The organism is Micromonospora sp. NBRC 110037 (assembly GCF_001652995.1).
Classification (GTDB): domain Bacteria; phylum Actinomycetota; class Actinomycetes; order Mycobacteriales; family Micromonosporaceae; genus Micromonospora; species Micromonospora chalcea.
The window spans coordinates 166,905-190,759 of record NZ_BBVA01000004.1 but is presented as its reverse complement, the minus strand read 5'-3'; the positions used below and the strand labels follow the sequence as shown (position 1 = coordinate 190,759).

30 protein-coding genes are annotated in these 23,855 nt (G+C 73.6%); 18 read left to right on the top strand and 12 right to left on the bottom strand.

From position 1 onward, the window contains the following. Positions 1-90: 90 nt before the first annotated feature. The gene (locus A4R25_RS13890) at positions 91-696 is read left to right on the top strand and encodes an RNA polymerase sigma factor (RefSeq protein ID WP_013284457.1); all 606 of its coding nucleotides are present in this window, start codon (positions 91-93) and stop codon (positions 694-696) included. Continuing rightward, positions 650-1,423 (top strand): anti-sigma factor, encoded by a 774-nt coding sequence (locus A4R25_RS13885; protein WP_064446974.1) that lies wholly within the window; start codon positions 650-652, stop codon positions 1,421-1,423. Before A4R25_RS13890 ends, A4R25_RS13885 begins: the two co-directional genes overlap by 47 nt. 96 nt (positions 1,424-1,519) lie before the next feature. On the opposite strand, the gene A4R25_RS13880 is transcribed toward A4R25_RS13885, so the two are convergent. The 4 genes from A4R25_RS13880 to A4R25_RS13865 form a co-directional block, all read right to left on the bottom strand. Beyond that, positions 1,520-2,479 (bottom strand): electron transfer flavoprotein subunit alpha/FixB family protein, encoded by a 960-nt coding sequence (locus A4R25_RS13880; RefSeq protein WP_064446973.1) that lies wholly within the window; start codon positions 2,477-2,479, stop codon positions 1,520-1,522. Between the two features lie 12 nt (positions 2,480-2,491). Continuing rightward, positions 2,492-3,271: an electron transfer flavoprotein subunit beta/FixA family protein gene (locus tag A4R25_RS13875; RefSeq protein WP_064446972.1), complete on the bottom strand. Its 780-nt coding sequence runs from the start codon at positions 3,269-3,271 to the stop codon at positions 2,492-2,494. A gap of 177 nt (positions 3,272-3,448) precedes the next feature. Further along, positions 3,449-3,853, bottom strand: coding sequence for a hypothetical protein (locus tag A4R25_RS13870; RefSeq protein WP_030500918.1), 405 nt, complete (start codon positions 3,851-3,853; stop codon positions 3,449-3,451). Positions 3,854-3,855: 2 nt separating this feature from the next. Beyond that, positions 3,856-4,653, bottom strand: coding sequence for a GNAT family N-acetyltransferase (locus A4R25_RS13865; protein WP_030500919.1), 798 nt, complete (start codon positions 4,651-4,653; stop codon positions 3,856-3,858). Between the two features lie 41 nt (positions 4,654-4,694). Between A4R25_RS13865 and A4R25_RS13860 the strand changes: the two genes are divergently transcribed. The 3 genes from A4R25_RS13860 to A4R25_RS13850 are packed head-to-tail and all read left to right on the top strand — an operon-like array spanning position 4,695 to position 5,799. Then, entirely contained in the window at positions 4,695-5,081 is a 387-nt protein-coding gene (locus A4R25_RS13860; RefSeq protein ID WP_030500920.1) for a YidH family protein, read from the top strand. After that, positions 5,078-5,377, top strand: coding sequence for a DUF202 domain-containing protein (locus A4R25_RS13855; protein WP_030500921.1), 300 nt, complete (start codon positions 5,078-5,080; stop codon positions 5,375-5,377). Before A4R25_RS13860 ends, A4R25_RS13855 begins: the two co-directional genes overlap by 4 nt. Before the next feature lie 26 nt (positions 5,378-5,403). Then, the gene (locus A4R25_RS13850) at positions 5,404-5,799 is read left to right on the top strand and encodes a PLD nuclease N-terminal domain-containing protein (RefSeq protein WP_030500922.1); all 396 of its coding nucleotides are present in this window, start codon (positions 5,404-5,406) and stop codon (positions 5,797-5,799) included. 55 nt (positions 5,800-5,854) lie between these two features. Here the strand turns inward: A4R25_RS13850 and A4R25_RS13845 are convergent, their stop codons facing one another. Beyond that, positions 5,855-7,477 (bottom strand): acetolactate synthase, encoded by a 1,623-nt coding sequence (locus A4R25_RS13845; RefSeq protein WP_043326072.1) that lies wholly within the window; start codon positions 7,475-7,477, stop codon positions 5,855-5,857. 70 nt (positions 7,478-7,547) lie between these two features. After that, positions 7,548-8,321: an enoyl-CoA hydratase-related protein gene (locus A4R25_RS13840; protein WP_043326074.1), complete on the bottom strand. Its 774-nt coding sequence runs from the start codon at positions 8,319-8,321 to the stop codon at positions 7,548-7,550. A gap of 131 nt (positions 8,322-8,452) precedes the next feature. On the opposite strand from A4R25_RS13840, the gene A4R25_RS13835 reads away from it, so the two are divergent. After that, positions 8,453-9,016: a DUF6232 family protein gene (locus A4R25_RS13835; RefSeq protein WP_043326076.1), complete on the top strand. Its 564-nt coding sequence runs from the start codon at positions 8,453-8,455 to the stop codon at positions 9,014-9,016. Positions 9,017-9,104: 88 nt separating this feature from the next. Beyond that, on the top strand, positions 9,105-9,587 hold the full coding sequence (locus tag A4R25_RS13830; RefSeq protein ID WP_064446971.1) for a DUF6232 family protein: 483 nt from the start codon (positions 9,105-9,107) through the stop codon (positions 9,585-9,587). A gap of 15 nt (positions 9,588-9,602) precedes the next feature. Here the strand turns inward: A4R25_RS13830 and A4R25_RS13825 are convergent, their stop codons facing one another. Beyond that, positions 9,603-11,078 carry an alpha/beta fold hydrolase gene (locus A4R25_RS13825; protein ID WP_064446970.1) on the bottom strand — a complete coding sequence of 492 codons (1,476 nt, stop codon included), beginning with the start codon at positions 11,076-11,078 and terminating at the stop codon, positions 9,603-9,605. 93 nt (positions 11,079-11,171) lie between these two features. Between A4R25_RS13825 and A4R25_RS13820 the strand changes: the two genes are divergently transcribed. Continuing rightward, positions 11,172-11,936, top strand: coding sequence for a hypothetical protein (locus tag A4R25_RS13820; RefSeq protein WP_064446969.1), 765 nt, complete (start codon positions 11,172-11,174; stop codon positions 11,934-11,936). A 45-nt stretch (positions 11,937-11,981) separates the two neighbouring features. Here the strand turns inward: A4R25_RS13820 and A4R25_RS13815 are convergent, their stop codons facing one another. After that, positions 11,982-12,878: a ribokinase gene (locus A4R25_RS13815; protein WP_064446968.1), complete on the bottom strand. Its 897-nt coding sequence runs from the start codon at positions 12,876-12,878 to the stop codon at positions 11,982-11,984. A gap of 17 nt (positions 12,879-12,895) precedes the next feature. Continuing rightward, a complete protein-coding gene (locus A4R25_RS13810; RefSeq protein WP_064446967.1) occupies positions 12,896-13,735 on the bottom strand; it encodes an ABC transporter ATP-binding protein in 840 nt (279 codons plus the stop codon). 132 nt (positions 13,736-13,867) lie between these two features. Between A4R25_RS13810 and A4R25_RS13805 the strand changes: the two genes are divergently transcribed. Next, on the top strand, positions 13,868-14,878 hold the full coding sequence (locus tag A4R25_RS13805; protein WP_043326083.1) for an ABC transporter ATP-binding protein: 1,011 nt from the start codon (positions 13,868-13,870) through the stop codon (positions 14,876-14,878). Further along, positions 14,875-15,885, top strand: a complete 1,011-nt coding sequence (locus tag A4R25_RS13800; RefSeq protein ID WP_043326085.1) for an ABC transporter permease subunit — start codon at positions 14,875-14,877, stop codon at positions 15,883-15,885. Before A4R25_RS13805 ends, A4R25_RS13800 begins: the two co-directional genes overlap by 4 nt. A gap of 85 nt (positions 15,886-15,970) precedes the next feature. On the opposite strand, the gene A4R25_RS13795 is transcribed toward A4R25_RS13800, so the two are convergent. Further along, the gene (locus A4R25_RS13795; RefSeq protein ID WP_030500934.1) at positions 15,971-17,176 is read right to left on the bottom strand and encodes an ROK family transcriptional regulator; all 1,206 of its coding nucleotides are present in this window, start codon (positions 17,174-17,176) and stop codon (positions 15,971-15,973) included. A gap of 124 nt (positions 17,177-17,300) precedes the next feature. Here A4R25_RS13795 and A4R25_RS13790 point away from each other — a divergent pair, with 124 nt between their 5' ends. From A4R25_RS13790 to A4R25_RS13775, 4 genes are all read left to right on the top strand, one after another. After that, complete coding sequence (locus A4R25_RS13790; RefSeq protein WP_064446966.1) at positions 17,301-18,752, top strand: glycoside hydrolase family 3 protein; 1,452 nt, start codon at positions 17,301-17,303, stop codon at positions 18,750-18,752. A gap of 84 nt (positions 18,753-18,836) precedes the next feature. After that, the gene (locus A4R25_RS13785; protein ID WP_043326089.1) at positions 18,837-19,274 is read left to right on the top strand and encodes a hypothetical protein; all 438 of its coding nucleotides are present in this window, start codon (positions 18,837-18,839) and stop codon (positions 19,272-19,274) included. Then, positions 19,271-19,753 (top strand): thiol-disulfide oxidoreductase DCC family protein, encoded by a 483-nt coding sequence (locus tag A4R25_RS13780; RefSeq protein WP_043326091.1) that lies wholly within the window; start codon positions 19,271-19,273, stop codon positions 19,751-19,753. Before A4R25_RS13785 ends, A4R25_RS13780 begins: the two co-directional genes overlap by 4 nt. Beyond that, a complete protein-coding gene (locus A4R25_RS13775; RefSeq protein WP_064446965.1) occupies positions 19,692-20,393 on the top strand; it encodes a TetR/AcrR family transcriptional regulator in 702 nt (233 codons plus the stop codon). Before A4R25_RS13780 ends, A4R25_RS13775 begins: the two co-directional genes overlap by 62 nt. A 174-nt stretch (positions 20,394-20,567) precedes the next feature. On the opposite strand, the gene A4R25_RS13770 is transcribed toward A4R25_RS13775, so the two are convergent. Then, entirely contained in the window at positions 20,568-21,233 is a 666-nt protein-coding gene (locus A4R25_RS13770) for a GNAT family N-acetyltransferase (RefSeq protein WP_064446964.1), read from the bottom strand. A 229-nt stretch (positions 21,234-21,462) separates the two neighbouring features. On the opposite strand from A4R25_RS13770, the gene A4R25_RS13765 reads away from it, so the two are divergent. From A4R25_RS13765 to A4R25_RS13750, 4 genes are all read left to right on the top strand, one after another. Continuing rightward, positions 21,463-21,648 carry a hypothetical protein gene (locus A4R25_RS13765; RefSeq protein WP_043330580.1) on the top strand — a complete coding sequence of 62 codons (186 nt, stop codon included), beginning with the start codon at positions 21,463-21,465 and terminating at the stop codon, positions 21,646-21,648. A gap of 63 nt (positions 21,649-21,711) precedes the next feature. Then, a complete protein-coding gene (locus tag A4R25_RS13760) occupies positions 21,712-21,969 on the top strand; it encodes a type II toxin-antitoxin system VapB family antitoxin (protein WP_043326097.1) in 258 nt (85 codons plus the stop codon). Next, on the top strand, positions 21,969-22,388 hold the full coding sequence (locus A4R25_RS13755; protein WP_064446963.1) for a PIN domain nuclease: 420 nt from the start codon (positions 21,969-21,971) through the stop codon (positions 22,386-22,388). The genes A4R25_RS13760 and A4R25_RS13755 overlap by 1 nt, the downstream gene beginning before the upstream one ends. A 108-nt stretch (positions 22,389-22,496) precedes the next feature. After that, positions 22,497-23,015 (top strand): hypothetical protein, encoded by a 519-nt coding sequence (locus A4R25_RS13750; protein WP_030500943.1) that lies wholly within the window; start codon positions 22,497-22,499, stop codon positions 23,013-23,015. Between the two features lie 48 nt (positions 23,016-23,063). On the opposite strand, the gene A4R25_RS13745 is transcribed toward A4R25_RS13750, so the two are convergent. Continuing rightward, positions 23,064-23,801, bottom strand: a complete 738-nt coding sequence (locus A4R25_RS13745; RefSeq protein ID WP_064446962.1) for a Clp protease N-terminal domain-containing protein — start codon at positions 23,799-23,801, stop codon at positions 23,064-23,066. Between the last annotated feature and the right edge of the window lie 54 nt (positions 23,802-23,855).

The window sequence follows — 23,855 nt, the reverse complement described above, 5'->3', positions numbered from 1 at the left end:
TGACGAGGGTCGTGACGGACACACCGGGAGAGTGGGGCGGGGGCTGTGGGAGTTACAGTCGGGCATGCCCCACGGAAGGCGAGCCGCCCGGTGACGGCGGCCAGGCAGGGCCCCGAACCGCCGGGCGAGGACGACCTCGCCACCCGGTTCCGCGACGGCGACGAGGCGGCCCTGCGAGAGGCGTACGACAGGTACGGGCGGGCGGTGCTGCACCTGGCCACCACGACGCTCGTGAACCGCAGTGACGCCGAGGACGTGACCCAGGCGACGTTCGTCGCCGCCTGGCTCGGCCGGGAGACGTTCGACCCGGCGAAAGGCTCACTGGTCGGCTGGCTGCTCGGAATCGGGCGGCGCAAGGTGGTCGACCGGATCCGGGCCTCGGCCCGGGAGACCCGGGTGGTCGAGACGGTGAAGCAACTACCGGAACCGGTCTCCACCGGCCCCGACCCGGACACGGTGGTCGACCGGCTGGTGGTCGCCGACGAGCTGGCCCGGCTCCCCGACGAGCAGCGCCGGATGCTGGAGCTGGCGTTCTACGACGACCTGACACATCAGCAGATCGCGGCGGTGACCGGAGTGCCGCTCGGCACCGTCAAGAGTCACATCAGACGCGGCATGCAGAGCCTGAAACGCAGATGGGAGGTGGACGGTGCAGCACCTGGACCACGACCGGCTGGTCTTTCTGGCGCTCGGTGAGAGCGAGGCGGCTGACGGCGAGGCCACCCATCTGGGCACCTGCGACCACTGCCGGGGCGAGATGGAGACGCTCCAGCACGTCGCCGGGCTCGGCGCGGGCACGCAGGGCCTGGCGGAGCTGCCCGACCCGCCGGAGCACATCTGGCAGGGCATCGTGGCCGAGATCCGGGCCGCCGAGGAGCTGCCGGCGTTGACCGAGCGGCGCCTGCCGCGCCCGGCCGACCCGGTGGAGCCGGCTGCCGTACCCGTGGTGGCACGTCGTCCGCGGCGGAGCCGGCGCTGGCCGGGGTGGGCGACCACGGCGGTCACCGCCACCGCCGCCGCGGTGATCGGCGTGGCCGGCACGGCCGCGGTGCTCGGCGGCGGCGGTGGCGAGCCGGCCGACCCCGACCCGCCGGTGGTGGCCAGCGCGCCGCTCGCCGCGTTCGGCTCGACGCCGAAGGACGCCTCCGGCGACGCCCGGGTGCTCGGTGACAATCGATTGCATCTGCACGTGGCGAATCTCCCGAGCGTTCCGGGGTACTACGAGGTCTGGCTGATCGATCCGAACACGATGAAGATGTTCTCCGTGGGTACGCTGAGCAACGGTTCGGGGGACGCGCTGCTGCCGATCCCCCCGAACGTCGACCTGCGCACCTACACCGTTGTCGACGTCAGCGCGGAGCAGTACGACAACAAGCCCGGCCACTCCGGCGACAGCCTGCTGAGGGGCACCCTGACGGGCTGATCGGCGGGCCGGCTCAGCTCCCCGGCCCGCCGATCAGCTCCCTACGAGAAAGGCCGCCGCCCGGTGCACCGGGCGGCGGCCTTTTTCACGCGACGCTCACTTGCGCTTGCGGATCTCCTCGGCGGCCTGGGGGACGACCTTGAACAGGTCGCCGACCACGCCGTAGTCGGCGAGTTCGAAGATCGGCGCTTCGGCGTCCTTGTTGACCGCGACGATGGTCTTCGAGGTCTGCATGCCGGCCCGGTGCTGGATCGCCCCGGAGATACCGAGGGCGACATACAGCTGCGGAGAGACGGTCTTGCCGGTCTGGCCGACCTGGAACTGGTGCGGGTAGTAGCCGGAGTCGACCGCCGCGCGGGACGCGCCGACCGCGCCGCCGAGCAGGTCGGCCATCTCCTCGACCAGCTTGAAGTTGTCCGCGTTACCCACACCACGCCCGCCGGACACGACCACCGACGCCTCGGTCAGCTCGGGGCGGGAACCCTTCTGCTCCGCGACCCGCTCCACGACCTTGGCGAGCTTGTCCGCGTCGGTGACCGACACGGTCAGCTGCTCCACCGCCGGGCTGGCCGCGGCCGGGGCCGGGTTGAGCGAGTTCGGCCGGACGGTGACCAGCGGCAGGCCCTTGGTGACCTTGGACTTGACGATGGTGGAGCCGGCGAACGCCACCTGGGTGGCGGTGCCGTCGGCGGCCAGGCCGACCACGTCGGTCAGGATGCCGTTGTCCAGCTTCACCGCCAGCCGGGCGGCGATCTCCTTGCCCTCCTGCGACGAAGCCAGCAGCACCGCCGCCGGCTGCACCCGCGCGACGAGGTCGGCGACCACAGTCGCCTTCGGGGCGACCAGGTAGCCGTCGATCTCCTCACCCTCGGCCGCGTAGATCTTCTCCGCGCCGTACTCGCCGAGCTTGGCGCTCAGCGCCTCGGCGGCGCCGGCGCCACCGAGGACGACCGCGCTCGGGGTGCCCAGCTCGCGGGCGAGGGTGAGCATCTCGAGGGTGACCTTCTTGACGCCGAACTCCCGGGTGGCTTCGACGACGACGAGAACCTCAGACATGTCAGCGACCTCTCACACGAACTTCTCGGAGGCGAGGAACTCGACCAGCTTCACGCCGCCGTCGCCCTCGTCGGTGATCTTCTCGCCGCCGGAACGCGGCGGGCGCTTCGAGTGCTCCACCACCGCGCTGGTGGCGCCGTCGAAGCCCACCTCGGCCGCGGCCACACCCAGGTCGCCCAGGGAGAGCGTCTGCACCGGCTTCTTCTTCGCGGCCATGATGCCCTTGAACGACGGGTACCGCGGCTCGTTGATCGTGTCCCACACGGAGACCACAGCCGGGGTCGAGGCGGTCACCACCTCGTAACCCTCCTCGGTCTGCCGCTCCACCGTCAGGGCCGACCCGTCCACGGTCAGCTTCCGCGCGCCGGTCAGCGCGGCCACACCCAGCCGCTCGGCGATCATGTGCGGCATCACCTGCACCCGGCCGTCGGTCGACTCCGCACCGCACAGGACCAGGTCGGCGTTCAACTGCCCGAGCGCGGCGGCGAGGACCTTCGAGGTGGCCACCGCGCAGGAACCGTGCAGGGCGTCATCGACGACGTGGACGGCCTTGTCCGGGCCCATGGACAACGCCTTACGGATCGACTCGGTCGCCCGGTCCGGACCCATCGTCAGGATGGTGACCTCACCACCATGCGCTTCCTTGATCTTCAACGCCTCTTCGATGGCGTACTCGTCCATCTCATTGATCACGTTGTTCGCCGAACCGCGGTCGACGGTGTTGTCGTCAGAACGCAGGCTGCGGTCCGCGCCCGAATCAGGCACCTGCTTGACGAGTACGACGATATTCATCGCGCTTCGACGACCCTCCTGTTTGGTGTAGCGATCACTCGCCCGGTCACGGGCGCAGCCTCCCGCGTGACGGAACGTGGGTCAACCGCGGGCAGCTGTGCACTTCCCCACGAGCGCAATGTTACCCGCAAGTAGCATGACGGCCCCGGCCGCCCGCAGTGACGCAGGTCACCGGCATCAGACCGATCCGGCCAGCGCCTGCGTGATCTTCTCGATCGCCGCCGCTTCGGCGGGCTCGATCCCCCGGTGCGCCTGCGCCACCCGCTCCGCGGCGGCCAGCACCACCGACCGGTACGTCTCGGCGTCGGCGGGCGACTTGGCCCGGAGGATCTCCATCGACCGACCCAGCGCGGGCAGCACCACGGACTCGACCTCCAGGGCCGAGTCCCGGGGCAGCTGCGGCAGCGGGCCGGTGGTGAGCGCCTCCTTGACCACGCCCCCCACCTCGGCGAGCGCGCCGGACGCGGCGAAGCTCTCCCGCACCATCGCCAGCACCCCGGGTACGGCGTTGGAGACCAGGAAGACCGCGCCGAACGCACCGGTCTTCAGGGTGAGCCGCTCGTCCGCCGTCAACCGTTCCATGATCACGGAGTGTAGACGTACGGCGTGGAGGTGGTGACCGCAACGAGTCCGAGCCGCTCCAGGATGGGCCGGCTGTCCGGCGAGCAGTCCACCTGCAGCAGCGTCTTGCCGCGCTGCTGCGCCAGCCGCGCCCGGTACGCCACGAGCGCCCGGTAGATGCCCTTCTTGCGCCACTGCGGCAGCGTCGAACCGCCCCAGAGGCTGGCGAAGCCGGTGCCGCGCTGGTAGCGGATCCAGCCGGCGCTGACCACCGTCTCCCCGGCCTCGGCCACCACGATCGTGATCGACTGCGGATCGGCCTCGATCTCCCGGGCCAGCCCGTACACCAGGTGGCTGCGGTCCTCCCGCCAGACCTCCTCCTCCATGGCGGCGATGCGCTCCAGGTCGGCCCGGCTGGTGACCTCGCGCAGGCGTACCCCCTCGGGGAGCACCGGAACGGCGGCGGCGAGCGGCGCGACCGGCCCGACCACCACGGTCTCCTGGTCCTCCGGTACGAAGCCGGCGGCGCGCAGCCGGTCGCCCAGGTCGGCCGGCTCGTCGTGACCGGCGAGCTTCCACTCGACCGACTCGCCCCGGGCCCGGAAGACCTCGACCTGCCGGGCGATCAGCGCGTCCAGCTCGGCGCCGGCCAGGCCGTCCAGCGTCCGGTAGGTGAGGAAGCCGCGGTGGTCGAGGCCGAGCACGCGGAACAGCGGGCCGTCGCGCTCCACCGTCACCCCGTCCGGCAGCGGGTCCGGCAGCTCCGGTCGGATCTGTGCGTCGTAGGCGGCGCGCAGCTCACGCGCGTCAAGATCGGTCATCCCCCCAGGCTAGGCGCGGGGCAAAGCGGATAATCGGCAGCGTGTGGGAGTCGATCAAGAACTGGTTCGACCCGCGTGAGCTGCGTTCGGTCGGCAACCCGCCGGACTACCGCTTCTCGCTGGCGAACGAACGGACGTTCCTGGCCTGGCTGCGTACCGGCCTGGCGCTGGTGGCGGGCGGGCTCGCCGCGGCGCAGTTCCTCCCGCCGCTGCGCCTGGCCCACCTGCGCGAGGCGCTCGCGATCGCGCTGCTGCTGCTCGGCGCGACCGTCTCGATCCGGGCGGTCGACCACTGGGCGCGCACCGAACGGGCCATGCGGCTGGACGAGGAACTGCCCGCGTCCCGCTTCCCGGCCGTGCTGGCGCTGATCGTCGCGATCGGCGCGCTGCTGCTGGTGGCCGCCGTGCTGCTGGGTGGCGCGGGATGACCCGCGACCCCGGCCTGCAACCCGAACGCACCCGGCTGGCCTGGCGGCGGACGCTGCTCACGCTGACCGCGGTGCTGCTGCTGCAGCTCCGGCTGGCGTTCACCGGCCGGGTCCTCGACGCGCTGCTGACCGGAGCAGCGCTCCTGGTCTGGCTCGCCGTGCTCGTGGTGACGTGGCACCGGGCCACCGGCGCAGGGCCGCGGCGGTTCGACAGCTGGTCGGTGCCGCTGACCGCGATCGGGGCGGCCGGACTTGCGGTGCTCGGCGTGGCGCACGTGCTGGGCGGGGTGCGCTGACGTGCGCGGGTGAGCCATCATGGGGCATGGCCCGCCTCTACGTGCTGCTCTTCCTGGTTCAGATCGTCCTCGCGGTCGTCGCGCTGATCAGTTGCCTCTCCGCCGACGAGGAGAAGGTCAAGGCGCTGCCCCGGATGATCTGGGTGCTGATCATTCTGTTCTTCCCGCTGGTCGGCTCGATCGCCTGGTTCCTGGTGGGCCGCGAGCGCCCGGCCGGAACCACCGGCGTCACCGGCGCGGCCCGGCCCGCCGCCCCGGCCGGTCGCCCGCTCGCCCCGGACGACGACCCGGAGTTCCTCGCCTCGCTCGACGAGCGGTCCCGCCGCGAGGACCAGGAACGGCTGCGGCTGTGGGAGGAGGACCTGCGCCGCCGCGAGGAGGAGCTGCGCCGCCCGGACGACCGCGACCGCCCCGAGGTCTGACACGCGCCGCGGGCCGCCCGCCGGTCACCCGGCGGACGGCCCGCACGCGCCGCGGTCAGGCCAGGTTCGACGACCGGGGGTACGCGTCAGCCGGGTCGGTCAGCACGTTCACCAGGTACGGCACGCCCGAGTCGAACGCGCGCCCCAGCGCGGGCCCGAGGTCGGCCGCCTTCTCCACCGTCTCGCCCCCGCCGCCGAGCGCCTCGACCACCTTGTCGTAGCGCAGCCCGGGCTGGAGGTCGGCGGCCACGTCGTAGCCGTACATCGCCCGCATCGGGTGCTTCTCCAGCCCCCAGATGCCGTTGTTGCCGACCACGATCACCACCGGCAGCTTCTGCCGGACCAGCGACTCCACGTCCATCAGCGAGAAGCCGGCCGCGCCGTCGCCCATCAGCACGCAGATCTGCCGGTCCGGGTGGCTGATCCGGGCGCCCATCGCGTAGCCCATGCCGGTGCCGAGGCACCCGTACGGGCCGGGGTCGAGCCAGGTGCCGGGCTGGGCCGGCTCCAGGTAGCGCCCGGCGTACGACACGAAGTCGCCGCCGTCGCCGATGGTGACCGCGTCCGGGGCGAGCACCTTGCGCAGCTCGCCGTAGATCCGGGCCGGGCGGATCGGGTCGCTCTCGGCGGCCATCTCCTCGGCGTCGCGGGCCTTCGCCGCGTCCTCGGCGGTACGCAGCTCGGCGATCCAGTCGGCGTGGTCGGCCCGGTCACCGGTGTGGTCGGCGAACGCGCCGAGGATCAGCCGCAGGTCACCGGCGGGCGCGGCGGCCGGCTGCACGTGCCCGGCCCGCTGGCTGGGCGCGTCCACCACGTGCACGACCTGGGCGTCGCCGAAGTCGCCGAAGGAGAGCCGGAAGTCCAGCGGGGTGCCGATCACCACGACCACGTCGGCGCCCTTGAGCGCGACCCGGCGGGCCTTGGCGAACGCGAGCGGGTGCTCCGGCGGCAGCGCGCCCCGGCCCATCCCGTTCGTGAACACCGGCACCCGCAGCGACTCGGCGGCGGCACGCAGCGCCTCGACGGCGTCGCCCGCGTACACGTCGGAGCCGGCGATGATCACCGGCCGGGACGCGCCGGCGATCAGGCGGGCCGCCTTCGCGACCTCGTCCGGGTCCGGCTCGATCGGCGCCGGCGGCGTGACCGCCGGCAGGTCGGCGTCACCGACCGAGAAGACCGCCTCCAGCGGGAAGTCCAGGAACACCGGGCCGCGGTGCGGGGTGAGCGCGGTGGTCAGCGCCGCCGACACCGCGCGCGGGATGTCGTCGGCGCTGAACACCGTCTCGGCGTGCTTGGTCACCGGCGCGACCAGCGGCAGGTGGTCCATCTCCTGGAGGCTGCCCGAGCCCCAGCGGAACTGCGGGGCCCGCCCGCCGAGCACCAGCACCGGCGAGGCGTTGAAGAACGCGCTGGTCAGGCCGGAGACGCCGTTGGTGACGCCGGGGCCGGCGGTGAGCACGGCCAGGCCGGGGCGGCGCTGGAGCTTGGCCACCGCCTCGGCGGCGAACACGGCGGACTGCTCGTGCCGCACGTCGTAGAGGGGGAAGCCCGCCTTGTGGGCGGCGTCGTAGAGCGGGAAGACGTGCCCGCCGGAGAGCGTGAACATCTCCCGTACGCCGTGCGCGCGCAGTGCCGCGAGCGCCAGATCGCCGCCGTGGCCCTCGACCCGTTCCGTCATGCCATTCCCCTTCATCGACCGACCGGGGTCACGTTACTGGCCGGTACAGCAGATGTGAACAGCTCTCGCGTCAGCGGCCGGTGAAGCCCGGCTTGCGCTTCTCCACGAACGCGGTCATGCCCTCGCGCCGGTCGTCGGTGGCGAACAGCGCCGCGAAGAGCTGACTCTCCCAGGCCAGGCCCGAGGTGAGGTCCATGTCCAGACCCGCGTCGACGGCCGCCTTCGCCGCCCGCAGCGCCTGCGCCGGCCCGGTCAGGAACGGCTTCACGTACGCCACCGCGGCGTCGTAGACCTCCGCGGCGGGCACCACCTGGTCGGCCAGGCCGATCCGCAGCGCCTCGGCGGCGTCGACCATCCGCCCGGTCATGATCAGATCCTTGGCGCGGGCCGGGCCGACCAGGCGGGCCAGCCGCTGGGTGCCACCCGCGCCCGGGATGATGCCGAGCTTGATCTCCGGCTGGCCGAGCTTGGCGTCCTCGGCCACGATCCGCCAGTCGCAGGCCAGCGCCAGCTCGCAGCCGCCGCCGAGCGCGTACCCGGTGATCGCGGCCACTACCGGCTTGGGGATACGGGAGATCGCGCCGAGCGCGCTCGACAGGTCGGCCGCGCGCTCCGCCATGTCCACGTAGGACATGTCGGCCATCTCCTTGATGTCCGCGCCGGCCGCGAAGACCTTCTCGCCGCCGTACACGATGACGGCGCGGACCTCGGCGTCGGCGGTGGCCGCCGCCGCGGCGGCGCGCAACTCCTCCTGCACCTGGGTGTTGAGCGCGTTCATCGGCGGCCGCTCCAGCCGGATGGTGCCGATGCCGTCCTTGGATTCCAGCTTGACGAACTCGCCCACGCTGCCCTCACTTCCTCGTCGAAGTCGCGTGCCAACCTTACGGCTCGCCTCGTTGGGGTAGACAGTGTGGTGTCGGCGACTCCCCAGGTAGCCGCCGGAGTCGCCGCCGCCCCGCCACCGGGAGTGAGGTCATGATCACCTACTTCGACGACCGGTCCGTCCAGGTCACCTCCACCACGGTACGGGTGGACGGGCGCACCTACCCGCTCGCCGAACTCACCACCGTGTGGCACCGGCGGGGCGAACGCTCGTGGCGGGTGCTCGCCGGGCGCGGCGCGATCGGGGCCGCGATCGCCGGGCCGCTGGTCACCGCCGTGCTGGGCATCGGGCTGGCCGTGTGGCTGCAACGCTCGGCGGTGGTCACCATCGCCATCGTCGGGATCTCGGTGCTGATCGGCCTGGCCGTCGGGCCGGTGGCCGACTTCCTCTTCGAGTACCTGGACCGCTCCTACGCCCGGGGCAGCCGGGAGATGGAGATGTGGGCCGACTGGCGGGGCCGTCCGGTGCGGCTGCTGCACACCCGGGACGCGATGCGCTTCGGCCAGATCTACCGGGCGGTGCAGCGGGCCATGGAGAGCCTGCCGGCCGCGCCCGGTCGTCCCGCGGCCGACCCTGCCGCGACCGGTCCTGCCGCGACGGGTCAGAACGTGATCGGCTCGTCCGGCAGCAGGCCCAGCCCGCGCAACAGGCCGTAGGTGTCCTGCTCGCCCGGCCCCGCCCGCCATACCGTCACCCTACCGACGCTCGACCGTCCGGTGTCGACACACGCGGTTAGGCTGATTCATGGCCCTCTATTACCGGGACGACGCGGTGCAGGTCACCTCGGACGCGATCCACGCGGGTGGTCGGGTCGTCGCGCTCGCCGACGTCACGTACGTCTGGCACGAGCGCGGCGCCACCACCCTCGCGGTCCGGGGGCGGGTGCTGGGACGCGGGGTGCTGGTCCTGCTGCTGTCGCTGCCACCACTGGTCGCCGTGGTCTGCGTGCTCTCCCTCGCCTGGTCGGCGCAGGACCGGGGCGAGTGGAAACTGGCCCTGATCATCCTGGCCGCGTTCGTGGTGATCGGCCTGGCGCTCACTCCGTTCCTGGAGGTGCCACTCGGCTGGCTGGACCGCTCCTACGAGCGCGGCAACCGGGTGCACGAACTGTGGGTGCAGCACCACGGCCGGGAGACGATGCTGGTCCGCACGCCCGACGCGCTGCGGTTCGGGCAGATCTACCGGGCCGTGCAACGTGCCGTGGAACAGCAGACCGACCGGCGCTGAGCCGACCGGCGCCGGTCAGGCCAGCGGCAGCGTGGTAGCGATCGGCCAGGCCAGCAGCACCGCCCCGAGCAGCGGCGCCAGCCACCACGGCGCGGCCCGGCGGCGCAACACCGCGGCCCAGGCCGCCTGCCAGGCCACCAGCGCGGCGAACAGCGGCACCACCAGCAGCACGAACCCGGGCGCCAGGCCGAGCACCGCCGCGGCGGCCAGCAACAGCACGGCGATGCCGCCGGTGGCCGCGTAGCGGAGGCCGTCGCCGCCCGCGAGCCGCTCGGCGCCGAGCAGGAACACCAGACAGCAGAACGCCACCAGGGGCAGCAGCCACCACCGGGCCCCGACCGGCACGGTCGAGGTGAGCCCGAGATGAAGCGGCAGCGCGACGGCGAGCACCGCGTACCCGAGGAACGCGACAGCGACCACCGCGGACCGGACGCCGCTCGCGGTCGGCGGTGTCCCACCGGGGCGCGCGTAGCGTGCCGCGGCGGCCAGCAGCACGCCGGTGAGCAGCAGGAACACCGCGACGTATCCGCCCACGGCGAGCGGTAGGCGGGTGGTCGGCAGCAGCGCGGCGAACACCGCGCCCAGCCCGGCCGCCGGCACCGTCGCGGCCAGCCACCAGCCGGTACGCGGACCGCCCGCGCCCGGCCGCGCCCGGCGCGGCAGCAGCGCCGCAAGCGGCACGAAACCCAGCGCGAGCCCGGCCAGCAGCAGCCCGGCGCCGCCCGGCCGGGTCAGCGGGGACGGCTCCGGCCCGCCGGTACGGCCCGGGAGCGCGTCGAGCACCGCGGCGTGGGTACGCGGCGCGAACAGCACCGACACGTGCTCGACGCCGGGCGCCACCACCCGCGTCCGGGAACCCGGTGGCGCGTCCCGGGTCGCCTCGTCGACGGCCTGGCGGAAGCCGGCGAACTCCAGCCCGCCCACCACCAGCGTCAGGTTCCCCGGCCAGCCGGCCGGCACGTCACCGCCGTCGGGCAGCGAGATCGCCACCGTCCGGTCGATCTCCGGATGCGCCACCGCGTACCGGACGACAGCGCCGGCGCCCATCGAGTGCCCGACCAGGACGATCCGGTCCCTGTCGACGCCGGGACGCCCGCGCAGCCACCCGACCGCCACGTCCAGGTCGTGCCGCAGCCGCGCCCGGGCGCGTTCGTCGTCCCGCCCGGCGCCGGGCAGCCGGGACCCACTGGCGCCGTGCCCGGCGAAGTCGAGCAGCACCGCGACGCCGCCCTGGCGGGCCACCGACTCGGCCAGCGGCCGCATCAGCCGGGCCGACCCGGCGAAGCCGTGCGCGATCACCACCCCGGGCCGCAGGCCACCGGCCCCGCCGTCGGCCCGTACCTCGGTCAGCGGCACCCCGGCCACCGTCGCCCGCGCGGTGCTCAGCCCGGCGTCGGCGCGGACCAGGAGCAGGGCGCCGAGGACGACGGCGAGCAGCGCGACCACGCCGCAGGCGAGCGTTCGCCGCGACGCCGGGCCGGGGGTGGGCATGCCGGCACCCTACGCCGCGTCGGCGGCCCGGCGTGACCTTCGCCGCCCGGTGCCGCCGGGCGGCACTGGCCGCGACGCCGCACACTGGATGCCATGGCGATCCCTCTCCCCCGGCCCGGCGCCCTGCTCGGCCTCACCCGTACCGCAGTGGACCAGGCGCTCGGCTCCGCCGCCACGATGGCCTCGGTACCCGCTCGCGCCTTCGCCGTCCTCGACCAGGTCGAGGCGCTGGTCCGGCGGATCGACGGAGTGGTGGACCGGATCGAGGGCACGCTCGACCGCACCGACCGGGTGCTGGCCGACGCCGAGACGGCGGTCCGCGAGGTGGCGGTGATCAGTGCCGCCGCGACCGCGGCGATCGACACGGCGACCGAGGTGGCCGCCGCCGCGACGGTGGTGGTCGGCGAGGCGCAGCGGGTCTCCGCGGCGGCGGCCACCGTGGTCGGCGAGGCGGACCGGGTGGCCCGCAGCGCGGCCGGTGTGGTCACCGAGGCGGAGACGGTGACCGCGCGGGCGGCGGGCACCCTCGCCACCGCCGAGAAGGCCACCGGCGTCGCAAACGAGCTGCTGGCCGCGTACGAGTCGACGCTGCGCCGGGCCGCACCGATGGCGGCACGTTTCGTGGAGCAGCTCAGCCCGGAGGAGGTGACCGCAGCGATCCGTCTCGTGGACGAGTTGCCGAAGCTCAAGGACCACCTCACCTCGGACGTGCTGCCGATCCTGGCCACGCTGGACCGGGTCGGCCCGGACCTGCACGACCTGCTGGACGTCACCCGCGACCTCAAGCTCGCGGTCGCCGGCATCCCCGGGCTCGGCATGCTGCGCCGCCGCGGCGAACGCCTCACCGACGAGGTGTAAGGAAGGGCCCCTTGTTAACGCCTCCGGTAGTGAAAGGGGCCCTTCTTAACAGTCGGCGAACAGCTCGTCGATCTCCGCGCGATGGGGCAGCGCCACCGAGGCGCCGAGCTTGCGTACGCACGCCGCACCGGCGGCCGCCGCCCAGCGCACCGCGTCGGCCAGGTCCCGCCCCTCACCCCAGGCCACGGCGAGCGCCGCGGTGAACGCGTCGCCGGCGGCGGTCGAGTCGACCACGTCCACCGGCACCGCCGGCACGTGCGTCGCCGGCCGCTCCCGGTCGACGTACCAGGCGCCGTCGCCGCCGAGCGTGAGCACCGCCCGGGGCACCAGATCCAGCAGCGCCGTTGGCTCGTCCCGGCCGCGACCGGTCAACGCCTGCGCCTCCGGCTCGTTCACCACGAGCAGGTCGGTGGCCGCCAGCAGCTCGGCCGGCACCGGCCGGGCCGGCGCGGCGTTGAGCACCACCCGGGTGCCCGCCGACCGGGCCGCGAGCGCCGCCTCGGTCACCGTCTCGACCGGCACCTCCAGCTGCGCGACCAGCACGTCCGCATCGCGTACGGCGGAAAGCTCGTCGGCGGTCGGCGACGTGAACGCGGCGTTCGCGCCCGGCGTGACCAGGATGGCGTTCTCCCCCGCGCCACCGACCATGACCAGGGCGACGCCGGACGGGCCGTAGACCACCCGCAGGTGGCCGGTGTCCACGCCGGCCGCTGTCATCCTGGCCCGCAGCGTCACGCCGAACGAGTCCGAGCCGATCGCGCCGAGGAAGACGCAGGAGGCGCCGGCGCGTACCGCGGCGACCGCCTGGTTGGCGCCCTTGCCGCCGGGCAGCATGACGAAGTCGCTGCCCAGCACCGTCTCACCCGGCCGGGGCAGCGCGGCGCCGATGCCGACCAGGTCCATGTTGGCGCTGCCGACGACGGCGATCCGGGTCTGCGGCACGGTGTCCGTCCCGTCGCTCAGGCGGCGCGGGCGGCCCAGCGGTCGCCGGACCGCGTGACCACCAGCGGCAGGCCGAACGTCTTCGACAGGTTGTCGGCGGTGAGCACGTCGCCGAGCAGGCCCTGCGCCACCACGCCGCCCTCGCGCAGCAGCAGCGCGTGCGTGAAGCCCGGCGGGATCTCCTCGACGTGGTGGGTGACCAGCACCATCGCCGGCGCGTCCGGGTCGTACGCCAGCTCGGCCAGCCGGGCCACCAGGTCCTCGCGCGCGCCCAGATCGAGCCCGGCGGCCGGCTCGTCGAGCAGCAGCAGCTCCGGGTCGGTCATCAGGGCGCGGGCGATCTGCACCCGCTTGCGCTCGCCCTCGGACAGCGTGCCGTACGCGCGGTCGGCGAGGTGCCCGACGCCGAGCTGGCGCAGCAGCGCGGCGGCGCGCGCCTCGTCGGTGCGGTCGTAGCTCTCCCGCCAGCGGCCCACCACCGACCATGCGGCGGTCACCACCACGTCGGTGACGCGCTCGTCGGCGGGGATCCGCTCGGCGAGCGTCGCGGTGGACAGGCCGATGCGGGTACGCAGCTCGTTGACGTCGGTGCGGCCGATGCGCTCGCCGAGCACGTGCGCGACGCCGTTGGTCGGGTACAGCCGGCCGGAGGCCAGGTTGAGCAGTGTCGTCTTGCCCGCGCCGTTCGGCCCGAGCACCACCCACCGTTCGTCCAGCTCGACCCGCCAGTCGACGTCGTGCACCAGCGCCGTGCCGGAACGCTTGACGCCGACCCCGTCGAGGCTGACCACCAGATCCGCGTCCACGGTCGAGGGGGCGGGGGCGCCCGGGGCGCCGGGGATCAGGTCACCAGTCACCGCACCATCCAATCACGCATCCGGCACGGTGCCCCCCACGGGAGGCGTCGCCACCATAGGGTGGGGCGCCGTGTCGTTGGTCACCGCTTCCGGAAGGACACCCATGCCCGACCGCTGCCGGAAGGCGCGCGGATGAGCGCGGTCATCGAGATCGCCGGCCTCCGCAAGACGTTCCACTCGCTGCGCCAGGGGCGGCGGGTCGCCGTCGACGGCTTCGACATGCTGGTCGAGGCGGGTCAGGTGCACGGTTTCCTGGGGCCGAACGGGTCCGGCAAGACCACCACGCTGCGTGCGCTGCTCGGGCTGGTCCGGCCGGACGCCGGGCGGATGCGCGTGCTGGGCGCCGATTCACCCGAGCGCCTGCCGGACGTGGCCGGCCGGGTCGGCGCGATCGTGGAGAGCCCGCAGTTCTTCGCCAACTTCACCGCGCACCGGACGCTGCGGCTGCTGGCCGTGGCCGGTGGCGTGCCGACCGTCCGGGTGGACGAGGTGCTGGAGCAGGTCGGGCTGCGGGACCGGGGCCACGAGCGGGTCAAGGGCTACTCGCTGGGCATGAAGCAGCGGCTGGCGGTCGCCTCGGCCCTGCTGAAGAACCCGGAGCTGCTGATCCTGGACGAGCCGGCGAACGGGCTGGACCCGGCCGGCATCCGGGAGATGCGCGACCTGACCCGGTCGCTCGCCGAGGCCGGGGTGACGGTGCTGCTCTCCAGCCACATCCTGGCCGAGATCCAGTTGATCTGCGACCACGTGACGATCGTCAGCCGGGGGCGGCGGGTCGCGTACGGGCCGGTGGAGGAGGTGCTGGCCGGCTTCGACCAGCACCAGTGGCGGGTGCGGGTGGCCGACCCGGAGCAGGCCGGTGACCTGCTGGGCCGGGCCGGTCTGTCGGTGACGGCCGGGCCGGACCACCTGGTGGTGACCGGCGTGGAGGATCCGGAGACGATCAGCCGGACGCTCGGCGAGCAGGGCGTGTGGGTGCGCGAGCTGGTCCCGCTGCGGCCGGACCTGGAAAGCGTCTTCCTGGAACTGACCGGCGACCACGAGCACATGGGCGTGGAGGTGCCGCGGCAGGTCGACGGCGCGCCGCCGAGCGACGGAGTGATCGACCTCGACGTCCGGGAGAGCCGGGAGGTGGACGCGTGAACCTGGTCCGTGCCGAGCTGGAGCGGCTGGCCGCCCGGCGCTTCGTGCAGCTCATGGTGGTGCTGCTGGCTGCCGCCTTCGCGGTGACGGTGGTGACCACGCTCGCCGGTTCGCACCGGCCCAGCCCGGCGGAGCTGAGCCGCGCGCAGGCGCAGGCGGCGGAGAGCGTCCGCGAGATGGAGATGACGTACGACCGCTGCCTGCGGATCCGGGAGGGCTCGCTCCCGCCGGCCGAGAACGACTACCTGCCGCGCGACTGCGCCCAGATCGACCCGGCCCAGCTCGACGAGCTGCCGACCGCGGCCGACTACCTCAGCGGTGTCTTCGTCTTCGCCAAGGAGGCCGAGCCGCTGCTCTACTTCCTGATCGCGTTCCTGACGCTGTTCGGGTTCCTGGTCGGCGCCTCGTACATCGGGGCCGACCTGAACTCGGGCGGGGTGGTCAACCTGCTGCTGTGGCGGCCCCGGCGGTCGACGGTGCTCGCCGCGAAGCTGGGCACCCTGCTGGGCGGGCTGGTCGGCCTGTCGGTGCTGGCCTCGGTGGCGTACCTCGGGGCGTTCTGGTTGATCGGCCAGGCGTCCGGTCTGGTGGGGCGGACCGGTGGCGACTTCTGGCCGTCGCTCGCCGCGATCTGGGGGCGCGGCCTGGTGCTGGTGCTGCTCGCCGCGGCGCTCGGCTTCGCCGTCGCCACGCTGGGCCGGCTGACGTCGGCGGCGCTCGGCGCGGTGGCCGCGTACGTGGTGGTGTGGGAGCTGGGGGCGCGGCTGGTGTTCCAGATCCTCCAGGTGGGCCGGCCGGACCGGTACATGCTGTCCAGCTATCTGGCGGCCTGGCTCTCCGGTGAGGTGCGGCTCTGGGACGGCAACGCCTGCGGCCCCGGGATCTCCGGCTACTGCGACGGTTCGTACACGGTGACCTGGCCGTCGGGTCTGGTGGTGCTGCTCGGGCTCACCGGCGCGCTCGTGGCCGCGGCGTTCACGGTGTTCCGCCGCCGCGACCTGATGTGACGGAAGGGCAGGCCCGGCAACTCCTTGCGAACCCTGACGCCATGATGAAGGATTCCTTCACATGGCGTCAGGGCGCACGACGCGGTCAGCCGACCGTCGAGCCGAACACCTCGTCGCGCACCGCGTCCAGCGCGGTACGCAGCGCGCCGCGCAGGATCGGCTCCTCGGTCAGCCCGGTGGTCACCACCCGGGGCCGGACGAGCGTGATCGCGGCGACCTCGTGCTGCACCCGCTCGGCCAGCGCCGCCCCGCCCGCCTGCCCGACCGCGCCGGCGAGCACCACCAGCGGCGGGTCCAGCACCACGCAGGTGCTCGCCACGCCGAGCGCCAGCCGGCGGGCCAGCTCGTCCAGCATCGGCCCACCGGCGGTGCCGGCCGCGATCGCCGCGCGTACCACCTCGGCCGCCCGGGCCGCCGCGACGCCCTGCTCCGCCGCCTTCGGGGTGGCGAAGCCGTGCTCGGCGGCCACCGCGCGTACCGCGTCGGCGCCGACGAGCTGCTGGAATGCCGGCTTGGCCCGCTTGGACACGTCGCGCGGGATGGGCGCGCCAGGCACCGGCAGGTAGCCGATCTCGCCGGCCGCGCCGCTGCTGCCGTGGTGCAGCCGCCCGCCCAGCATGATCGCCAGGCCGACGCCGGCGTCCACCCAGACCAGCACGAAGTCGGAAGTGCCCTGGGCCGCGCCGGACTGCGCCTCGGCCACCGCGGCGAGGTTCACGTCGTTCTCGAACACGACCGGGGTGTCCAGGTCCTCGCGCAGCGCGGCGAGCAGGCCGCTGTGCCAGCGCGGCAGGTTGAACGCGAAGGTGATGTCGCCGGTCTGCGGGTCCACCAGGCCGGGGGTGCCGAGCACGACGCGCCGGACGGCGGACAGCTCCGCCCCGGCGCTGCTGGCCGCCTGGACCACCGCGTTGTGCACCACCCCGACCGGGTCGTCGGTGTCCTTCGTGGACTGCTCGACCCGGCCGGCCACCGTGCCGGTGATGTCGGCGCAGGCCGCCACCACCCGCTCCGCGCCGACGTCCACGCCCACCACGTACGCGCTGCTCGGCCGGACGGCGTAGAGCTGGGCGTTCGGGCCCCGCCCGCCGGCCTGCTCGCCGACCCGGGCGACCAGGCCGCGCTCCTCCAGCCGTTCGACGAGCTGGGACGCGGTGACCTTGGACAGCCCGGTCAGCTCACCGATCCGGGCCCGGGTCAGCGGGCCGCGTTCGAGCAGCAGCTCCAGCGCCGCACGATCGTTGAGCGCCCGCAGGAGTCGGGGGGTACCGGGCAGCCGGGTCGCACTCATGCCGTCGTCCTCAATTTTCAGTAAAGTTTTCTAACCACAAAACGCCTGCCGAGGGGCGTCCGTTAGCGTATCGGTCGCCCCGATCCGCGAAGGTCGGACGCCCCGGCAGGGAAAGGGGATACTCGTGGGTCAGGATCCAGGACTCCGGCGGCTCGCGCTGGGCACGCTGCTGGCCGCGTACCCGGGTCCGGTCCCGCCGGACTGGGCGGTCGACCTGCTCGCCGACGGGCTCGCCGGGCACACCCTGTTCGGCACCAACATCCACGACCCGGCCCAGGTCGCGGCGTCCACGGCGGCACTGCGCGCCGGCCACCCCGACGTGATCGTCGCGATCGACGAGGAGGGCGGCGACGTCACCCGGCTGGCCCACGCCACCGGCAGCCCGTACCCGGGCAACGCCGCGCTCGGCGCCGTCGACGACCCCGCGCTGACCCGCGAGGTGTACGCGGCGATCGGCGCCGAGCTGGCCGCGCTCGGCGTCACGCTCGACCTGGCGCCCACCGTCGACGTGAACACCGCCGACGAGAACCCGGTCATCGGCACCCGCTCGTTCGGCGCCGACCCGAAGCGGGTGGCGGTCCACTCGGCCGCCGCCGTCGCCGGCCTCCAGTCGACGGGCGTGGCCGCCTGCGCCAAGCACTTCCCCGGGCACGGCGCCACAGTCGCCGACTCCCACCACGAGCTGCCCACAGTCGACGTGCCGCCGGCCGTCCTGCGGGAACGGGACCTGCCGCCGTTCGCCGCGGTGGTCGACGCGGGCGTCCGCGCGGTGATGACCGCGCACATCCGGGTGCCGGCGCTGACCGGCGACGGCCCGGCCACGTTCAGCCGCGCGGTCCTGCACGACCTGCTGCGCGTCGAGTACGGCTTCACCGGCGCGGTAGTCACCGACGCGCTGGAGATGAAGGGCGCGGTGCTCGCCGCCGGCGGGGTCGGCACGGGCGCGGTCCGGGCGCTGGCGGCCGGCGCGGACCTGCTCTGCATCGGCGCCCGGGTCGACGCCGAGCTGGTCGAGTCGGTCGCCGCCGAGATCGTCGCGGCGATCGGCGACGGGCGGCTGGCGCGCGAGCGGGTCGAGGAGGCGGCCGGCCGGACCGCCGCGCTCGCCGCCACCGGCCCCGCCGACGCCCCGCCGCCCGCCACCGACGGCCTCGGCTACGCCGCCGCGCTGCGGGCGGTACGGGTCGAGGGCGACCTCACCCGCGCCGCCGCACCCCTGGTGGTGCAGGTGCACGCCACCTCCACCGTCGCCGAGGGGCGGGTGCCGTGGGGGCTCGGCCCGCACCTGGCCGCCGGGATCGAGCAGGCCCGCGCGGTGGCGGGCGAGACCGACCCGGAGAAGCTGCGGCGGCTCGCCGGGGACCGGCCGGTCGTGCTGGTCGGGCGGCACCTGCACCGGCTGCCCGGCGCGCGGGAGCTGGTCGAGGCGCTGGCCGCCACGCATCAGGTGACAGTGGTCGAGATGGGCTGGCCGGGCGCGTGGCGGCCGGCTGGCGCGCGCGCGTTCGTCGCCACCCATGGCGCCAGCCACGCCAACGGCCGCGCCGCCGCGCAGACGCTGGGCCTGACCGGCTGATCCACGCCTCTCTTGAACACGTTCAAAATCTGTCGTACGCTCAGGGCGTCCTTGATTTGAACACGTTCAAGAGAGGCGACGGGGATGGACGTGAAGGTCTGGATGTACCTGGCCTACCTGGCGGTCAGCATCGGTCTGACCATCTGGGTGGCCCGGGCACTGTCCCGCAACGGGTTGGTGTTCCTGCAGGACGTGTTCGCCGACAGCCGGCTGGCCGAGGCGGTCAACAGCCTGCTCGTGGTCGGCTTCTACCTGCTCAACCTCGGCTACGTCACGGTGGCGATGAAGGAGTCCGGCCCGGTCGGCGACACCAGCCAGGCGCTGGAGCAGCTCTCCATGAAGGTGGGCCTGGTCCTGCTGGTACTGGGCGCGCTGCACTTCTTCAACGTCTTCGCGCTCGGCCGCTACCGGCGCGGCCGCCTGCGGCAGCAGGCCACCCACCCGCCGCTGCCGCCGGTCCGTATCCTCCCGCCGCAGGGTGGGCCCGTACCGGCAGGCGGCCCGAACCCGCCGGCCCGGTGACGTCCGCCCCGGGCGGGCGCCCGTCGGATCCCACCGGGCACGGGGCCGGTGGGATCCGCGGGTTCACCGTCCTGTTCGACGCGGGCTGCCCGATGTGCCGGGGCGCCCGGCGGTGGCTCGCCTCGCGGCCCCAGCTCGTACCCCTGGAGTTCGTGCCGGCCGGGTCCGCCGAGGCCCGGCGGCGCTTCCCCGGCCTCGACCACGACGCGACGTTGCGGGACCTGACAGTGGTGGCCGACACGGGCGCGGTCTACAGCGGCGACGGCGCCTGGTTCGCCTGCCTCTGGGCGCTCGCCGAGCATCGGGGTACGGCCGAGCGGCTGGCCCGCCCGCACCTGCTGCCGCTGGCCCGGCGGGTGGTGGCGGCGGCCTCCGCGGTCCGCGAACGGATCCGGGAACCGGGATACGGTGACGACGATGACCGAGCAGAGTGCGCCGACGACCGCTGCGGGTGGGCAGGGGTCGACGGCCCGGGGTGAGCAGACCCGCCAGTTGATCCTGGACACCGCGATGCGGTTGTTCCGCGAGCGCGGGTACGCGCGCACCACCATGCGGGCGGTCGCCCAGGAGGCCGGCGTGGCGGTGGGCAACGCCTACTACTACTTCGGCTCCAAGGAGCACCTGGTCCAGGAGTTCTACGCGGGCACCCAGCGCGATCACCGGGAGGCCGCCGCGCCGGTGCTCGCCCGGGAACGGGAGTTCGCCGCGCGACTGGCCGGGGTGCTGCACGCGGGCATCGACGTGCTGAGCCCGTACCACGCGTTCGCGGGCGCCTTCTTCAAGACGGCGGCCGAGCCGACCTCGCCGCTCAGCCCGTTCTCCGCCGAGTCGTCGGAGCCGCGGGACATGTCGATAGCGCTGTTCCGCGAGGCCCTCACCGGGTCCACCGTCAAGCTCGACGACGAGCTGCGTGAGGCGCTACCCGAGCTGCTCTGGCTCGGCTACATGGGTGTGGTGCTCTACTGGGTGCACGACCGCTCGGACGGGCAGGTCAAGACCCGCCAGCTCATCGACGGCGTGGTGCCGCTCGTGGACCGGCTGGTGGGGCTGTCCCGGCTGCGCGTGCTGCGGCCGGCCACCCGGCAGGCGCTCGCCCTCATCCATACGCTGCGTCACTGACCTCGCCCGCGCACCTGCCAGCGATTTCGCAGGTGAGAGTCCACAACCGGACAGCAACACACCCCTTGTTCACGGTCGGTACTACACATAGCGTTACCGGTGTCGGGGCCTGGGGGAGAGCTGCGGACCGTGGATCCGGCCCGGGATCCACGGTCCGCGCCGAGCCGGGCCGGCTCAGCGGGGGAACACGCCGAACGCGGTGAAGCCGCGATCCGGGAACCCGGCCGCCTCGGCCACCCGGCCGGACGCCGCGTTGCCCGGGTCGTGCAGATAGGTGGGAATCGCTCCCTCGTCCAGCACCCGGCGCGCTGCCTGCGCGACCAGCCGCCGGGCCAGGCCGCGCCCGCGCGCGGCCGACACCGTGCCCACCGCCAGCTCGTGCCCGTACGAGTCGTGCCGCTTGATCCCCACCCCGGCCCGGTACGCGCCGTCGGCGCCCCGGACCACGAGCACCTCCCGGTCGAACAGCCGCAGCCACGGCGGCAGCCCGGGCAGCGTGGGCGGCACCCACTCCCCCACCTCGGGCAGCGGCGCCGGGTCGGCGCACCAGCGGAAGACGGACGTGTGCGAGATGAAGTCGGGCGTGCCGACCGCCGCCGGGAGGGCGGGCAGCCACTCGCCGGGCGGCCGTCCCCGGACCAGCGCCCGGACCGCCTCCACCCGATCGACGGCGACCGAGAGGACGGTGCTGCCGTGGGCGGTCACCGCGAGGGCCGGGCGCAGGCGGCCGTCCCAGGCCGGACGGGCGCGGCGGTGGGACCGCACCACGTGCAGTCCCGGGCCCGCCGGCCACTGTCCCAGCCAGGTCGCCAGATGGAGGAAGACCCGCCGGTCGAGCACGTGATCATGGTACGCCGGGCCGGACCGCCCCTGCTCGCGTAATCAACTGATCCCACCGGGGTTGAGACCCGCGGCGGATGGGTAGTGGGGCGGCACGCCAGCGACGGATGACGATGTGTGGTCCGGCGGAGGGCCGCAGGAATTTGACGCTTCACGGGAACCCGAGGCATCGACCCTGCGTCATATTCATTTCCATACATGGACAAGTTTTTCTGGGACGGTAGTGGTCATGCCTCACGAACCGAATGACCGATTCCAGCAGGACCCGGAGCGGAGCTGGCGGGCCGCCGGCGACGCCGGACGCTTCCCGGCGCAGCGGGCGTACCGCGAAGCCCGCAGCCGGGGGCTCTCCTGGGCCGAGCTGAACACGCAACCATCGGGCGCCGCCGCCTGGCGCGGGTCGGCGGCCGCCTGACGCACCAATTTCAAGCGCAGCTTGGTGCGCAGATCCAGCACTTCCTGGTGTACGGTCGAACGCATGACCCGCATCACGGTGGACGTCAACGATGAGTGGCTGGAGTCCGCCCGCGAGGTGCTGGGCACCGACACCAAGGTCGCCACCATCAACGCCGCGTTGCACGCCTTCGCCGTCCGGCGGCAGGCGAAGGAGATCGTCGCCGCGTTCGATCAGGTCGAGATGGACTTCGCCGAGTCGGACGAGGGCTGGCGTTACGGCGGTGGGCGCGACTTGAGCCGGCTCGCCGAGGACGCCCGCGACGGCGAGGCCGCGGCCTGATGGCCGGCCAGGTCTACCTGGCGGACACGTCGGTGTACGTGCTTCAGGCTCGGCACCAGGCCGTCCGGAAGCGCTTCGAGACGCTGCTGGCAGAAGGGCGCCTCGCCGCGTGCCAGATGACCTCGCTGGAATATCTGAACAACGCCCCCACACCGAAGGGATACGAGATCCTGTGGCAGGCGCTCCGGGGACACCGCTGGCTGGATGTCACCGCCGAGGCGATGGACCGCGCCATGGCGGTGCACCGCCTACTGGCCGCCGAGAGCCAGCACCGCAACTTTCGGCTGCCTGATCTGATCATCGCGGCGACCGCCGAGCTGCACGGTGCCACGGTGCTGCACTACGAAGCCGACTACGACCGGATCGCCGCGCTCACCCACCAGCCCACCGAGTGGGTCGCCCCGAAAGGCAGCCTCTAGGAACGCGGGCGGCGACACACCGGCCGGGCGGGCGTACCGGTCTTCGCACACCTGTGCGGTAGCGTCTTGTGGTCCGATTTCCGGCCTACGACAGGAGAAGCTCCGCGCATGGGCAAGAAGACGATCCACGTCTCCGACTTCACCGGCCAGGTGCTGAGCGCCGACGACGAGGTGGTCAAGGTCGTCGTACTGGAGCACCCGGACCTGGTCGCCGGGCCCGTGCAACTGGACGCCACCCCGGTCGACGTGGAGAGCATCGACGACGCGGCACTGGACGTCGCGGTGGTGGAGATCCACGACCGGCACGGCCACGGTGAGCCGCGCCGGGTGGTGCTGACCGCCAGCGAGTTCGACGCGATGGCCACCGACGTGCCGATGGCGCAACTGCTGCGTACCGCCGAGCGGGTCAAGCCGCCCAAGGCACGCCGCGCCACCGAAAAGATCGACTACGGCACCATCGAGCACGCCGGGCGCCCGCACCGCGGCCGCGTCACCGAGGAGGAGGCCCGGCTGGTCCGGGAACGCCTGGACGAGGTGAACAAGCGCCTCGCCGACGCCGGCATCCGCCAGGTCGACCCGGCCGACCCGGAGCACGCGGCCCGCTACGGGTTCCCCGCCGCCGAATGACACACGCGGGCCGGGCACGCGCCCCCGTGGCGCGTGCCCGGCCCGGTGTCAGGCCCCTTTTCGGGTGATCTCGGCCAGCGCCGCATCGAACGCCGACTCCAGCGCGTCCTTGCGCAGCCCGAGTCCGGTCAGCACACCGTCGCCGCCCTCCTCCTCCAGCAGGGCGAGCAGGATGTGCTCCGTACCGATGTAGTTGTGTCCCATCCGCAGCGCCTCCCGGAACGTCAGCTCCAGGACCTTCTTGGCCCGCGCGTCGTAGGGGATCAGGTCCGGGACCTGGCCGGCCTTCGCCGGCAGCGTCGCGGTGACGACCCCCCGCAGCCGCTCCAGGGGTACGCCCTGCGCCACGATCGCGGCGGCGGCCAGCCCTTCCGGCTCGGCCAGCAGCCCGAGCGCGACGTGTCCCGGGGTGATCTCGGCGTTGCCGGCCGCCCGCGCCTCCTCCTGCGAGGCCAGCACGACGTTGCGGGCGCGCGGGGTGAACCGGCCGAACCCGGAGTTCGGGTCGAGCGCGGCGGCGGTCTCCGCCTTGGCCGCGGAACGCTTCTGGGCGGCCTGCTTGCTCACGCCCATACTGCGGCCGATCTCCGTCCACGACGCGCCGGAGCGGCGCGCCTGGTCGACGAAGTGCCCGATCAGGTGATCGGCGACGTCGCCCAGGTGGTCGGCGACGAGGACGGCGTCGGCCAGTTGGTCGAGCGCGTCGGTGTGTGCCTTCTTGATGCCGTCGATGAGGTCGTCGAGGCGTACCGGGTGGGTCATCTTGTGCGGTTCAGTCTCCTCCATGCGTCAACCATAGGTTGACGATGCGGGTGCGTCAACCCTCGGTTGACGGCCCCT

Coding starts and splice junctions, on each gene's coding strand:
- A4R25_RS13880 (WP_064446973.1), bottom strand. CDS start 2,479: ATGTCTGAGGTTCTCGTCGTCGTCGAAGCCACCCGGGAGTTCGGCGTC.
- A4R25_RS13875 (WP_064446972.1), bottom strand. CDS start 3,271: ATGAATATCGTCGTACTCGTCAAGCAGGTGCCTGATTCGGGCGCGGAC.
- A4R25_RS13870 (WP_030500918.1), bottom strand. CDS start 3,853: ATGGAACGGTTGACGGCGGACGAGCGGCTCACCCTGAAGACCGGTGCG.
- A4R25_RS13865 (WP_030500919.1), bottom strand. CDS start 4,653: ATGACCGATCTTGACGCGCGTGAGCTGCGCGCCGCCTACGACGCACAG.
- A4R25_RS13855 (WP_030500921.1), top strand. CDS start 5,078: ATGACCCGCGACCCCGGCCTGCAACCCGAACGCACCCGGCTGGCCTGG.
- A4R25_RS13850 (WP_030500922.1), top strand. CDS start 5,404: ATGGCCCGCCTCTACGTGCTGCTCTTCCTGGTTCAGATCGTCCTCGCG.
- A4R25_RS13845 (WP_043326072.1), bottom strand. CDS start 7,477: ATGACGGAACGGGTCGAGGGCCACGGCGGCGATCTGGCGCTCGCGGCA.
- A4R25_RS13835 (WP_043326076.1), top strand. CDS start 8,453: ATGATCACCTACTTCGACGACCGGTCCGTCCAGGTCACCTCCACCACG.
- A4R25_RS13830 (WP_064446971.1), top strand. CDS start 9,105: ATGGCCCTCTATTACCGGGACGACGCGGTGCAGGTCACCTCGGACGCG.
- A4R25_RS13825 (WP_064446970.1), bottom strand. CDS start 11,078: ATGCCCACCCCCGGCCCGGCGTCGCGGCGAACGCTCGCCTGCGGCGTG.
- A4R25_RS13820 (WP_064446969.1), top strand. CDS start 11,172: ATGGCGATCCCTCTCCCCCGGCCCGGCGCCCTGCTCGGCCTCACCCGT.
- A4R25_RS13805 (WP_043326083.1), top strand. CDS start 13,868: ATGAGCGCGGTCATCGAGATCGCCGGCCTCCGCAAGACGTTCCACTCG.
- A4R25_RS13795 (WP_030500934.1), bottom strand. CDS start 17,176: ATGAGTGCGACCCGGCTGCCCGGTACCCCCCGACTCCTGCGGGCGCTC.
- A4R25_RS13785 (WP_043326089.1), top strand. CDS start 18,837: ATGGACGTGAAGGTCTGGATGTACCTGGCCTACCTGGCGGTCAGCATC.
- A4R25_RS13775 (WP_064446965.1), top strand. CDS start 19,692: ATGACCGAGCAGAGTGCGCCGACGACCGCTGCGGGTGGGCAGGGGTCG.
- A4R25_RS13765 (WP_043330580.1), top strand. CDS start 21,463: ATGCCTCACGAACCGAATGACCGATTCCAGCAGGACCCGGAGCGGAGC.
- A4R25_RS13760 (WP_043326097.1), top strand. CDS start 21,712: ATGACCCGCATCACGGTGGACGTCAACGATGAGTGGCTGGAGTCCGCC.
- A4R25_RS13755 (WP_064446963.1), top strand. CDS start 21,969: ATGGCCGGCCAGGTCTACCTGGCGGACACGTCGGTGTACGTGCTTCAG.
- A4R25_RS13750 (WP_030500943.1), top strand. CDS start 22,497: ATGGGCAAGAAGACGATCCACGTCTCCGACTTCACCGGCCAGGTGCTG.
- A4R25_RS13745 (WP_064446962.1), bottom strand. CDS start 23,801: ATGGAGGAGACTGAACCGCACAAGATGACCCACCCGGTACGCCTCGAC.